Below are 13,284 nucleotides of genomic sequence, written 5' to 3'. Positions count from 1 at the left end.
ACTGCTTTAGGCTGCAAAATTAATATATTGCCCGCAGTCTGAAAAATGATTGTGATACAGATTAACCATCATAGCGGCAATCCGCTAGCAAAAATGCATTGATATTAACAAAAGCATAGAGAGCGCGTTGATTATCAGAAAAAGTTTTAATAGTAGGAAAAAAACAGGAAATGAATGTTTAAACAAAATAAAAATAGCAGCTACTTTATGAAAATGTAGCTGCCTTATTTACAGCAAATAATTAATTGATTTCTTTGACTTCAACTCGTAATTCTTTAGGTACTTCAAAGACGATATTTTCTTCCCGTCCCTGTAATTCCACAACAGAATCTGCACCTAGCTCTTTAAGTCGATCAATAACTTGCCTAACTAGAATATCGGGTGCTGACGCCCCAGCCGTTAGGCCAATAATATTTTTACCTGCTAGCCATTCTGTTTTGATATCCTCTGCGCCATCAATTAAAAATGCAGGTTTTTGCATTCTAGATGCTAATTCAGCAAGGCGATTTGAGTTCGAGGAGTTTTTAGAACCGACAACTAAGACAATATCAGCACGTTCAGCAAGCTCTCTCGCAGCTTCTTGGCGGTTAGTTGTTGCGTAGCAGATATCATCTTTACGCGGCCCGACAATGCTTGGGAAACGCTTTGTCAGTGCATCGATTACATCTGATGTATCATCGACTGAGAGTGTTGTTTGGGTCATAAAAGACAAATTATTTTCATCTTTCACGGTTAACTTCCAAACGTCTTCAGGGCTTTCAACAAGGTACATACCACCTTCAGGGTTACTGTATTGCCCCATAGTACCTTCAACTTCAGGGTGGCCTGCATGCCCAATTAAAATAGCCTCTTTACCTTTGCGACTTGCACGTGCAACTTCCATATGAACTTTAGTGACCAATGGGCAAGTTGCATCGAATAACATGGTTAAATCACGTGAACGAGCTTCCTGACGAATAGCTTGTGATACGCCATGTGCCGAGAAAATTAAAATTGAACCATCAGGCACTTCAGAAATTTCTTCAATAAAAATAGCCCCACGCTGCCGTAGATCATCCACAACATAACGGTTATGAACCACTTCATGACGAACGTAAATAGGTGCGCCGTAAATTTCCAACGCCCTTTCTACGATACTAATTGCGCGGTCTACACCTGCACAAAATCCACGAGGATTAGCCATTAATATTTGCATTGTGATCCTCCAATTGCGGGTCTACTTCAAGCACTTCTATTTCAAAGCTAATCTGCTGCTCTGCCAGAGGATGATTAAAATCGACTGTGATAGATTCGCCTTCAATCGATTTTACTACCCCTGGCATTTCACTGCCATTCATCGCGCTAAATAACATGATAGTACCAATTTCAGGTATACCTGTTTCAGTAAAGTCACGCAATGAAAAGTATTGCACTAAATCAGGGTTATGTTTCCCAAAAACAGTATCTCCGGGTAATGAAAAGTTTTTCTTTTCACCTTCATTGAGGCCAATAAGCTGGGCTTCAAGTTCTGGAGATAAAGAATCATTCCCTAAGACAAACAACGCAGGCTTTCCTTGTGCGTGTGAGGAATCTGCGGTAGAGCCATCTTCCAATTTCAATGTGAAATGCAGTAAAACAGAGCTCTGCGCCTGTATTTGAGTAGACATAAACCAAACCTATTTTGTCATAAAATTCAGCCCAGAAAATCTGGGCTGTGAGTTATTGCATTGTAACCTATTGTGTCGCCAATTTATTTAGCTTTTTCTTGCTTTGGTTTATCTGGCAAGAAACCTTCAAAAATGACGAGTGCTGCACCAATACAAATGGCCATATCAGCTAGGTTAAATGTTGGCCAATGCCAATTACCGACGTAAAAGTCAAGGTAATCAACAACAAAGCCATGAACTAACCGGTCACTCAGATTACCAATTGCACCACCAATAATTAATGCATAAGCAATATTCGATAAGCGCTTTTGTGCACTTTGGCGATACATCATAACCATTAAAATAATGGAGATCCCAACCGCTATCCCAGCGAAGAACCAACGCTGCCAGCCGCCTTCATCCGCTAAGAAACTAAATGCAGCACCAAAATTTTGGGCATACATGATGTTGAAAAACGGCATTACAGGATGCGGTTCGTACAGATTGAGATCTTTTAGCACTAATTGCTTGATCCCTAAATCCGCAACGATGATCACAATGGTTAACCATAACCAACGCAGACCGGTCGAACAAATTGGCGCCTTCATTAAGCAAACTTACGGGTTTCGCCGTTGCCGGCTACGTTAGTCACACAGCGACCACAAATTTCAGGTTGCTCGCTTGAAGAACCAATATCACTCGCATAGTGCCAGCAACGTGGGCATTTTTCACCCACAGCTTTGCTGAAAGCAATTTTCAGGCCGCTTAATTCACTTTCTTGCGCATCCACTGGCGCTGTTGCAATATCTGCAACTGTAGCTTGTGATGTCAGTAGCACAAAACGTAGTTCGTCACCTAAGCTTTGCAGTTTACTTGCTAATGCTTTATCAGCATACAGTGTGACCGCCGCTTCTAATGAACCACCGATGTGTTTATCTGTACGAGCTTGCTCTAACACTTTATTCACTTCGCCACGAACAGCTAACAACTCAGCCCAGAAACTGTTGTTCATTTCGTTTGACGCATCTAAACCAAATAAACCGTCATACCATTCTTCGGTTAAAACAAACTGTGAGCGCTTACCTGGTAACTGGTTCCAAATTTCATCTGAAGTGAAAGAAAGAACAGGTGCAACCCAACGTACTAATGCTTCAACAATGTGGAACAGAGCAGTTTGACAGCTACGACGCGCTAAGCTATCACTTTTCGCTGTATACTGACGGTCTTTGATGATATCTAGGTAGAACGACCCCATTTCAATGGAGCAGAAATGCATTAAACGCTGAATGACTGATAGGAAGTCATACTCATCATATGCTTTAGTAATTTCAGCTTGAGCTTCAAGCGCACGGCTAACCGCCCAGCGGTCTAGCAGCACCATATCTTCAGGCTTAACCATGTCTGTTTCAGGATTGAAGCCATTCAGGTTAGCCAATAAGAAACGGGCCGTATTACGAATGCGGCGATAAGAATCAGCGGCACGTTTTAAAATTTCATCAGAAACAGCGATTTCGCCCGTATAATCCGTTGATGCCACCCATAAACGTAAGATATCCGCACCCAGTTTGTTCATGACATCTTGTGGGCTCACTGTATTGCCTAACGATTTAGACATTTTGCGGCCTTGGCCATCAACAGTAAAGCCGTGTGTCAGAACTTGGCGGTAAGGTGCTTTACCTTTCATCGCAGTTGATAGCATTAATGAAGACATAAACCAACCACGATGTTGGTCTGAACCTTCAAGGTACATATCCGCTGAATTACCGTGGAACTCAGGGCGAGCATCAACCACTGCAAAATGTGTCGAACCAGAATCAAACCACACATCTAATGTGTCAGGGACTTTTCGGTAAGTCTCCGCTTCAGCGCCTAATAGCTCTTCTGGGTCAAGATCCCACCATGCTTGAATACCATCGACCTCAACACGCTTAGCAACCTCTTCCATTAATTCTAATGTACGAGGGTGCAACTCTTCAGTGTCTTTATGAACGAACAGAGACATTGGTGTGCCCCATGTACGCTGACGAGAAATACACCAATCAGGGCGATTTTCAACCATTGCCTCAATACGAGCACGACCCCAGCCAGGAATCCATTGAACAATATCAATTTCCTTCAATGATTGTTCACGTAAGCCGTTTTTATCCATACCGATAAACCATTGAGGTGTCGCACGGAAAATAACAGGAGTTTTATGGCGCCAACAGCATGGGTAGCTATGTTGAATTGCTTGTTTATAGAGCAATGCCCCTTTTTCATCGAGTAATTCAACGATCAGGTCATTCGCTTTAAAAATAAATAGCCCATCCAATGTTGGGTAGGTATTTGGTAGGAAACAGCCATCTGGACCCACTGGGTTCGCTGTTTCTAAACCATATTTTTGACCAACAATGTAGTCTTCAGGACCGTGGCCTGGCGCCGTATGAACGGCTCCTGTACCGGCGTCTAATGTCACGTGGTCGCCCAAAATTGCTGGAACATCAAAGCCCATAAATGGATGTTGGAAGCGCAGCAATTCCAGCGCAGTGCCTTCACACTCACCTAACACTTTCCACGACTCGATACCGGATGTTTTCATCACATCTTCTACGAGGTCGGCAGCTAAAATGACTAATTCGCCATTTGCTTCAACTAAATTGTATTTGAATTCAGGATTCAAAGAAATTGCACGGTTAGCAGGCAAAGTCCAAGGGGTCGTCGTCCAGATAACTAATGAAGGTGTTTTTTCACTAACAATGCCAAATTTTTCGCATACGGCTTTGCCATCTACCGCAGGGAAGCGTACGTAGATAGAAGGGGACGTTTTGTCATAATATTCCACTTCAGCTTCTGCAAGTGATGAACCACACGCAGTACACCAGTGAACAGGTTTAGCCCCTTTCACTAAATGGCCATTTTCGATGGTTTTTGCCAATGCCCTAATGATATGAGCCTCAGTTTTAAAATCCATCGTTAGGTAAGGTTTATCCCACTCACCTAAAACCCCTAAACGTATAAAATCAGCTTTTTGCCCTTCAATTTGCTCTTTTGCATATTGACGGCATTGTGCACGAAATTCAGCGGCAGAAACTTTTTCGCCCGGTTTACCTACGATTTGTTCAACTTTATGTTCAATAGGTAATCCGTGGCAATCCCAACCAGGAATATACGGGGAATCATAACCCGACAACCCTTTGGATTTAATAATAATATCTTTGAGAATTTTGTTAACTGAGTGACCAATATGAATACTACCGTTCGCATATGGAGGGCCATCGTGCAGAATAAACGTTTTCTTGCCCGATTTTGCTTTACGGATTGCCTGATACAAACCTTCTTTGTACCAGCGCTCTAACATCTGTGGTTCGCGTTTAGCGAGATCGCCACGCATTGGGAACCCTGTTTCTGGTAGATTCAGGGTATTTTTATAATCACTCATCGATTCTCAGTTCCAATTTTCCGCTAAATTATCTGATTCCTATTGCAGTAAGATATTCTCTCGCTGCAATTACATCATTAGCAATTTGCTCCTTAAGCGCTTCCAACGAAGCAAACCGCTGCTCATCACGTAATTTTTTACGTAACACTACATCAATATGACGCCCGTATAAATCCATACTTGCATCAATCAGATGAACTTCTAACTGCGTTCCTTTTCCAGATACAGTCGGTCGTGTGCCGATATTCGCCACACCAGGTAAAGGCTTATCGCCTAAACCATAAACTTCTACAGCATACACACCTGTAACTGGTGTGACTAAACGTTTTAACGGCAAGTTAGCTGTGGGAAAACCGATTGTCCTACCGAGCTGGTTACCATGTACGACCCGCCCGCTAATACGATAAGTATGCCCTAACAGATTTTCTGCCAATTCAAGGTCATTGTCTTGTATCGCTTTTCTAATAGCCGTGCTACTGATACGAAGACCCGAATCACAAAAGCTTTCTGTATCTGCAACCTCAAAACCGAATTCATGACCCGCTTGTTTTAAAAAGGTAAAGTCACCCATACGATTTTTCCCAAAACGGAAATCATCGCCAATAGCAAGGTACTTCACGCCTAGTTTGTTGACAAGTAAGTCCAATACAAACTCAGCCGGAGTCAATGACGCAAAGTGCTGGTTGAATTCAACACATAAGAGGTAATCAATACCACTATCTGCAAGATATTTCACTTTGTCTCGCAAACGTGTCAAACGCGCAGGCGCTTTGTCACCAATAAAAAACTCAAGAGGTTGTGGTTCAAAAATCATCACTACCATTGGTAGCCCTAACTCCGCACCTTTGAGCTTCAAATTTTGAAGTAAAACCTGATGCCCACGATGGACACCGTCAAAATTACCAATAGTCAGCACGCAACCATGATGGCACGCCCGGATATTCTGTATACCGCGAATTAGCTCCATAACAGGCTCAATACCGAGGAAATTGCAGGATTATACCTTGTACGACGCCTAAGGTTAACCTTAGTTCGCAAAAGGTTTCATTAAACCCTATTTTTTTGATCTCTACACGATTTATTACCGACCCATTTTATGTGATTAGTCGGTTATAATGCTACCCAAACAGAGCTGTTAGGCACGAATATCAAAAACGTTGGGATAACCAATGGATTATCAATACAACAAATTTGTTCCGAGGTCTCTAAAAATATTAAATTTTTATCGTTTTCTCATCAATGCCTATAGCTAAACATAGATTACGATTAATAAGCAACCAATAACCGGGTAAATTTCATACTACCCACTGATTGATAGGCCAAATTTTTTTTTAGTTTTCATTTTTTTCAAATATCTGCCATCAATTACGCATTTTTTCACGCTAAGATCTGTATTCTTCTCATATTTGCTGATAGAATCTTGCACCATTCACAACGCATTAGCATCGAAGTACACGATGTTTATTTGCACAAATCCATTGACAAATGAAGGGCGAAAGGGCATATTCCTCGACCTTTGAATTGTCCTCAATAGAATACATTTGGGAGTTGGACCTTGGCTAATATCAAATCAGCTAAGAAACGTGCCGTTCAGGCAGAGAAACGTCGCCAGCACAACGCTAGCCGTCGCTCTATGGTACGTACTTTTATCAAGAAAGTTTACCTTGCTATCGCTGCTGGCGATAAAGAAGCTGCTCAGAAAGCATTCAATGACATGCAACCTATTGTTGATCGCCATGCAAGTAAAGGCCTGATCCACAAGAATAAAGCAGCACGTCATAAAGCTAACTTAGTTGCTCAAATTAAAGCAATGTAATTTTGCTTCTTGATTAGCTAAAAAAACCGGCTTTTGCCGGTTTTTTTGTCTGCTAAGCTTTTTTCTCTACGCTATTAAATGGAACCGAGAATAGATCAGAAAAATCTTTATTACAGACACGTTGTACCGCAGGGTGCTGGATCATCCTTTCGGCAAAAATAACATAATACTCTTCTTTTACACTTTCTAAACGCCCTAACTCCACAATATCATCACCACCTAAAAGATCAGGTGTATATTGAGATGGAGCGACAAAAATTGCATTATAATGCATACCAAATGCTTTCATTAATGCAGCATCATCAAACTCACCTAACACTTCCACTTGTAAATTTTTATTCCGTATCCAAGCGAGTATATGCCGACCTAATAGATAGCGCCGTCCCGGTATTAGTAAACGACGTTCTTCTAAACATTCAGGAAAGGGTTTTTTAGGGATAGGCTGACGGCAAAAGAAGCTCATGCTGCACTCCCCGAGTTTTACCGAGAACAAGCCTTCTTGCTGAGATGAGTCAACAGGGCAATCCGATAAAATCATATCGAGCTTATGTTGACTAAGTTGTTCTAATAGCAGCTCATGCGTTGACTCAAAGCAGCGCAAGTGAATTTGCTCATGCTCAACAACTGTAGTTTCTAATATTTTACTGACTAACTGTTTTGATAGTGTATCTGCCACTCCTACATCAAACAGTAGGTTAGATTCCCGGCTATAATTGACGATATCTAACATTTCTTGGCTAAGCATAAACATTTTGTCTGCATAGCGAAAAATTAATTGCCCAAGCTCGGAAGGAACTAACCCACGCCCCTGCCGCTTAAACAATTTCCCCCCTAAACGCTCTTCTAGTGCTTTTATTTGCCCTGTAATTGTTTGAGGAGTCAGGTAAAGTGCTTCCGCTGCTCCAACTACAGAACCTTCTTTGCATACATGCCAAAAGTAGTAAAGGTGGTTAAAATTAAGATGTGAAACCCGCATATCTATTCCTTTTGCACCGCCAACAGTAATCATCCGCGCTGCTGGTTATACACGTTTACCTGTACCCCATAACTCAGGAGCTTTCATTTAAATGCCGCAGTATATTCACAATATACTGCGGCATATCATAGAGTATTAGCTCGGAAATTCTTACTAATAATTTGAAAAATTATTTCGATAGTATGAACTATACTGACTCTTTTTGCTTCGGTAAGACTACCCTTAACATAAAATAACCTAAGAATGCTGCTAATGTAGAGCCAATTAAGATCCCTAGGCGTGAATAGGTACTATACACCTCATCAAGCCCATCAAATGCGAGACCCGTTATAAAAATAGACATAGTAAAACCGATCCCACATAGAACCGAAACAGCAAAGACTTGCTTTAAGTTAATCGACTCAGGTAATTTTGCAAACCCAAGTTTTACCGAAACCCAACTAAACAGAAAAATCCCAATTGGTTTACCGAGAATAAGCCCCGCAGCGACACCTAATGGCAATGGGCTGAGTAACCCTTCAAAAGTGACGCCTTGTAGCTGAACGCCCGAATTCGCAAAAGCAAATATAGGTAAAATTAGATAGACAACCCATGGGTGTAAAACATGCTCTAATTCTTCAGAAGGCTTAGTCTTATTCGTACCATGTAATGGAATTAAGAAGCCAACAATAACACCCGCTAATGTAGCATGAACACCTGATTTTAATATGCACACCCACAGTATGATACCAATAACCAAATATGCGGCAGTATTCTCAACCCTACGCCAATTCATTACACATAACAAGGCGATACATAATGCTGATAAACCTAAGGCAATCAGAGATACAGAACTTGTATAGAAAAATGCAATAATAACAATGACACCAAGATCATCAATAATGGCTAGTGCTAATAAGAACACTTTTAATTCTGTTGGTACACGCTTTCCTAATAGCGCCATCACTCCCAATGCAAATGCAATATCAGTTGCAGCAGGTATCGCCCAACCTTGTTGAGTAACACTGTCTCCGCCATTAAATAAAAGGTAAATTAATGCAGGTGCTAACATTCCTCCAAGTGCTGCAATTGCAGGAAATATGGCTTTATCTCGTCCAGCAAGAGATCCTTCTAATAATTCACGCTTTACTTCAAGGCCAACCACCAAAAAGAAGATCGCCATTAAGAAGTCATTAATCCATAATATCAATGGCTTATCCAAACCAAACTCTGATATTTTAATGGACACGGGGATATCTAAAAATTGCTGATAAGCCCCTTGTAATGGTGAATTAGCCATTACTAAAGCGACTATGGCAGCAATAATCAGAAGTAAGCCCCCTGCTGCTTCTAACCTTAAAAATTTACGAATAATTGCTGTCATATATATAACCCCAGTATTTTTTTGAATGTTAATACTATGCTAATTATTAATTCGTAAAAAATCGTTTATTTATCCATTACCACTCGGAATAGACGATGTTTTAAGGGCGATGATCACGCTAAATGATAAAGAAACGTTAATTTTACTATAGACAATTTTTATAAAAACAAATAATAACTTTTGTTAAAAATAAACTTTATAAATTCAACTTTTATTACAGTACAAAATCTACATTTCTTTATGTCCTGATAAAAGCTTCCTCCTTTCTTTATTCGATTCCTTTCGCAAAAAAGTTAAATGTGGGAGACTGCTAATAAAATAGTTGCCAAGCGCTTCTCAAAAACGATGTGGTTAATTTGCCAATAAAACACTAACGATTACTATTTAACGATGACAACTTACGTACTATTTGCCGTACTTTTCGCTGCTTTTTGCCATGCGACTTGGAATGCCCTAGTTAAATTTGGCAGTGACCGTTTCTTCGGCCTTGTGATGATTTCTTTTTTTTCAGGGGTATTAACCATACCTGCAATACTTTGGCTTGGTTTACCTTCGCCTGAGGCCATCCATTGGCTTGCGTTATCGGTACTGTTTCATATTGGTTATACCTACTTTTTGAGTCAGGCTTATACATACGGCGATCTAGGGCAGATTTACCCAATATCTCGTGGGTCTGCACCTTTAATAACGGCTCTACTTAGTGCTTTATTATTCAATGAGTTAATACCATTAATGGGGTTTATTGGCATCCTATTAATTATAAGTGGTGTTGTCTTAATTGCTTTTGCAGGGAAAAAATTCACCTTAAATATCAATGGGAAGGCGCTCACCTTCGCTTTATGTACCGCTTTTTTTACGGCTTGCTACACCCTATCAGATGGTCATGGTTCTCGATCTAGCGAAGACCCTGTGGTGTATACACTTTGGTTATTTTTATTAAATGGGGTCGTATTAATCGTACCTGGCATCATTAAATACCGTCGTCGTTTATTGAGCGGGGTTCAGCAATATTGGCGTTCAGGGCTATTAGGTGGGTTAATGCAACTTATCAGTTACGGGATTGCAATATGGGCAATGAGCCAAGCACCTATTGTCGTCGTTGCTGCCATTAGAGAAACCAGCGTTCTGTTTGCCATGTTTTTATCGATTGTTTTTCTGAAAGAAAAGTTCAATATGATGCGGGTCATTGCCTGTGTCGTTATTTTATTTGGTGTCTTACTCGCTAAACTCAGCACCTAATATACTAATACACTGATATTACTAATAAAATAACTATTAATTTTTATAATAGTCTCTGTAAACTATCATTGATATATCAAAATACCCAGAGTGATTGCAATTAACTTCACTCTCAAACACCCTGAAACGATATATAAAAAACGCAGCTAATTTTTCATTTAGATATGAGGCAATAATGTCATTCTCAAAATCCTTACTAGCACTAACTGTTATCAGCGCTTCTTTCACCAGCTTTGCTGCTACGCCCGCTGATATCATGATTGTTGATGGTACTGTCCTCACTATGGATAATAAAAAACAAGTTATCGACCACGGAACCGTTGTGGTTAAAGACAACAAAATCATAGCTGTTGGGGGGCCTGAGCTAGCAAAAAATTATCAAGCATCAGATGTTCTAAATGTTAATGGTGATATTGTTATGCCTGGGCTAATTAATACCCATACTCACGCCTCTATGACTGTATTTCGCTCTTTAGCCGATGATGTGCCTGACCGCTTACATCGCTATATTTTCCCATTAGAAAGCAAAATGGTATCTCGTGAGATGGTACGTATTGGGGCAAATCTCGCCAATATCGAAATGATTAAAGGTGGTGTTACCACATACGTTGATATGTATTATTTTGAGGATGAAGTCGCTAAAACAGTAGATAAAATTGGTTTAAGGGCGGTACTAGGGGAGTCAGTCATCAAATTCCCTGTGGCTGATGCGAAAAATGCCGATGAAGGCATTGAATATGCCGTTAACTTTATTAACCAATATAAAAATCATCCACGTATTACACCAGCTTTCGCCCCTCATGCTCCCTATACCAATTCAACTGAACATTTGCAGAAAATTGCTAAGTTATCTCAAGAACTGAATGTGCCAGTGATGATCCACCTCGCCGAAACAGACCGTGAACAAGAAGAAATTGCGAAACGCACTGGTGGTAAAAGCCCTGTTCAGTACATGGCTGATATTGGCGCATTGAATAATAAAGTTATCGCCGCCCATGCCATTATGGTCGATGAAAAAGACATGGATTTATTAAAGCAATATGATGTAGGTGTCGCACATAATATTAGTGCGAATACTAAATCAGCTAAGGGAGTTGCTCCCGTAACAACTATGCTAGAAAAAGGAATTCGGGTAGGTCTAGGGACCGATGGGCCGATGTCGAGCAACACGCTAACCACCTTAAATGAACTCAATTTGGTCGGTAAAATTCACAAACTCGAAAATAAAGATAGAGCTGCTATGCCACCTATTACCGTTGTTGAAATGGCAACAATGGGTTCTGCTCGAGCACTACATATGGAAGATAAATTAGGTTCCCTTGAAGAAGGTAAGTTGGCAGACATTATTGTTATTGATACTAAATCACCAAATATGGTTCCTATGTATAGCCCATATGCTGCTTTAGTGTATGGAGCCAATGGCTCGAATGTTCGCCATACTATTGTTGATGGTAAGCTATTGATGAAAGATCGCCAATTACTGACCGCAAATGAGGGGTCAATTATTGCAGAGGCCCAAGATTTTGCTAACCAAGTACGTAAAACGGTGATTGCTAGCGGAGAAGTTGTTAAATAAGGTATAAAAATGGCTGACTTCACCATATGTAAAGTCAGCCATCCAGCTTGATTTATTATTAACTAATTATTTATTTAGTTAAATCATCAAAGAATTTTTTAACACCATCTAAAAAACTTTTAGAACGAGGGCTATTCTTTTCTCCCCCTTTTCCACCTAACGACTCACCAAACTCTTGCAGTAATGCTTTTTGTTTCTCATTCAGTTTGACTGGTGTTTCGACCACAATGTGGCACATTAAATCACCTTGTAAGCCCCCACGAACGGATTTCACCCCTTTCCCTTTCATGCGGAAAATTTTACCGGTCTGAGTTTCTGCCGGGATTTTTAGTTTCACACGCCCATCAAGAGTTGGGACTTCAATTTCCCCTCCAAGTGCAGCGTCAGCGAAGTTAATAGGCACTTCACAATGCAAGTTATTACCATCACGCTCAAAAATATTATGAGGTAATACATGAACCTGAACGAATAAATCCCCTGATGGCGCCCCATTTTCACCGGCCTCACCTTCGCCAGATAAGCGAACGCGGTCACCTGTATCAACCCCTGCAGGAATTTTTACTGATAAGGTTTTATACCTTTCAACTCGACCATGACCATGACATTTATTGCATGGGTCTTTAATCACTTTACCGCGACCATGACAGGTTGGGCAAGGCTGTTGTACTGAGAAAAAGCCTTGGCGCATATGTACTTGCCCCATCCCATGACAGGTTGAGCAGGTATCTGCACTGGTCCCTGGTTTAGCACCATTTCCATGGCACACATCACAGGTTTCCAGTGTTGGAATACGAATTTCTTTGGTCACTCCACGGACGGCTTCTTCAAGAGTCAGTTCCATGTTGTATTGCAGGTCAGAACCACGGCTTGGGCGTTGCTGTCTGCGGCCGCCTCCAAAAATATCACCGAAGACGTCACCAAAGATATCGCTAAAGTCAGCACCACCGCCGAAACCACCGCCGCCCATTCCACCTTGTTCAAACGCCGCATGGCCATATTGGTCATAAGCCGCACGTTTTTGATCGTCAGATAGAACTTCGTAAGCCTCTTTAATTTCTTTAAATTTGACTTCGGATTCGTCTTTATTCCCCTGATTACGGTCAGGGTGATACTTCATTGCTAAGCGCTTATAAGCCCGCTTAATATCTTTTTCGGAAGCATTTTTCTCGAGGCCTAGAACCTCATAAAAGTCTCTTTTTGCCATTCTCTATTTACCCTTAACATGCGGAACGGGCGTAGAGTTTCCTCGACGCCCGTATCCGGTATCAGTA

11 protein-coding genes are annotated in these 13,284 nt (G+C 41.0%); 3 read left to right on the top strand and 8 right to left on the bottom strand.

Annotation, left to right across the window (positions count from 1 at the left end; translation table 11 throughout):
• Positions 1-241: 241 nt before the first annotated feature.
• The 5 genes from ispH to ribF all read right to left on the bottom strand — a co-directional run bounded on the left by ispH (position 242) and on the right by ribF (position 6,010).
• On the bottom strand, positions 242-1,195 hold the full coding sequence (gene ispH / locus ACHB7C_RS18265; RefSeq protein ID WP_042846977.1) for a 4-hydroxy-3-methylbut-2-enyl diphosphate reductase: 954 nt from the start codon (positions 1,193-1,195) through the stop codon (positions 242-244).
• Positions 1,176-1,646, bottom strand: a complete 471-nt coding sequence (gene fkpB / locus ACHB7C_RS18260; protein WP_042846978.1) for an FKBP-type peptidyl-prolyl cis-trans isomerase — start codon at positions 1,644-1,646, stop codon at positions 1,176-1,178. Before fkpB ends, ispH begins: the two co-directional genes overlap by 20 nt.
• An 83-nt stretch (positions 1,647-1,729) precedes the next feature.
• The gene (lspA, locus tag ACHB7C_RS18255) at positions 1,730-2,233 is read right to left on the bottom strand and encodes a signal peptidase II (RefSeq protein ID WP_042846979.1); all 504 of its coding nucleotides are present in this window, start codon (positions 2,231-2,233) and stop codon (positions 1,730-1,732) included.
• Positions 2,233-5,043 (bottom strand): isoleucine--tRNA ligase, encoded by a 2,811-nt coding sequence (ileS, locus tag ACHB7C_RS18250; RefSeq protein ID WP_042846980.1) that lies wholly within the window; start codon positions 5,041-5,043, stop codon positions 2,233-2,235. The genes lspA and ileS overlap by 1 nt, the downstream gene beginning before the upstream one ends.
• Before the next feature lie 28 nt (positions 5,044-5,071).
• Positions 5,072-6,010, bottom strand: a complete 939-nt coding sequence (ribF, locus tag ACHB7C_RS18245; protein ID WP_395348119.1) for a bifunctional riboflavin kinase/FAD synthetase — start codon at positions 6,008-6,010, stop codon at positions 5,072-5,074.
• A 588-nt stretch (positions 6,011-6,598) separates the two neighbouring features.
• On the opposite strand from ribF, the gene rpsT reads away from it, so the two are divergent.
• On the top strand, positions 6,599-6,859 hold the full coding sequence (rpsT, locus tag ACHB7C_RS18240; protein WP_042846982.1) for a 30S ribosomal protein S20: 261 nt from the start codon (positions 6,599-6,601) through the stop codon (positions 6,857-6,859).
• Positions 6,860-6,911: 52 nt separating this feature from the next.
• Here rpsT and nhaR read toward each other — a convergent pair whose 3' ends face one another.
• Together nhaR and nhaA are read right to left on the bottom strand one after the other, a co-directional pair.
• A complete protein-coding gene (nhaR, locus tag ACHB7C_RS18235) occupies positions 6,912-7,835 on the bottom strand; it encodes a transcriptional activator NhaR (RefSeq protein ID WP_048608452.1) in 924 nt (307 codons plus the stop codon).
• Positions 7,836-8,022: 187 nt separating this feature from the next.
• Positions 8,023-9,198 (bottom strand): Na+/H+ antiporter NhaA, encoded by a 1,176-nt coding sequence (gene nhaA, locus ACHB7C_RS18230; protein ID WP_048608421.1) that lies wholly within the window; start codon positions 9,196-9,198, stop codon positions 8,023-8,025.
• Positions 9,199-9,588: 390 nt separating this feature from the next.
• Between nhaA and ACHB7C_RS18225 the strand changes: the two genes are divergently transcribed.
• Positions 9,589-10,437 (top strand): EamA family transporter, encoded by an 849-nt coding sequence (locus tag ACHB7C_RS18225; protein ID WP_129466869.1) that lies wholly within the window; start codon positions 9,589-9,591, stop codon positions 10,435-10,437.
• A 175-nt stretch (positions 10,438-10,612) separates the two neighbouring features.
• A complete protein-coding gene (locus ACHB7C_RS18220; protein WP_048608426.1) occupies positions 10,613-12,013 on the top strand; it encodes an amidohydrolase in 1,401 nt (466 codons plus the stop codon).
• A 70-nt stretch (positions 12,014-12,083) separates the two neighbouring features.
• On the opposite strand, the gene dnaJ is transcribed toward ACHB7C_RS18220, so the two are convergent.
• Entirely contained in the window at positions 12,084-13,217 is a 1,134-nt protein-coding gene (gene dnaJ / locus ACHB7C_RS18215; protein ID WP_042846986.1) for a molecular chaperone DnaJ, read from the bottom strand.
• Between the last annotated feature and the right edge of the window lie 67 nt (positions 13,218-13,284).

It is taken from the genome of Providencia sp. 2024EL-00732, assembly GCF_044006275.1.
Taxonomy (GTDB): Bacteria; Pseudomonadota; Gammaproteobacteria; order Enterobacterales; family Enterobacteriaceae; genus Providencia; species Providencia huashanensis.
This window is presented reverse-complemented; position numbering and strand designations above follow the sequence as displayed.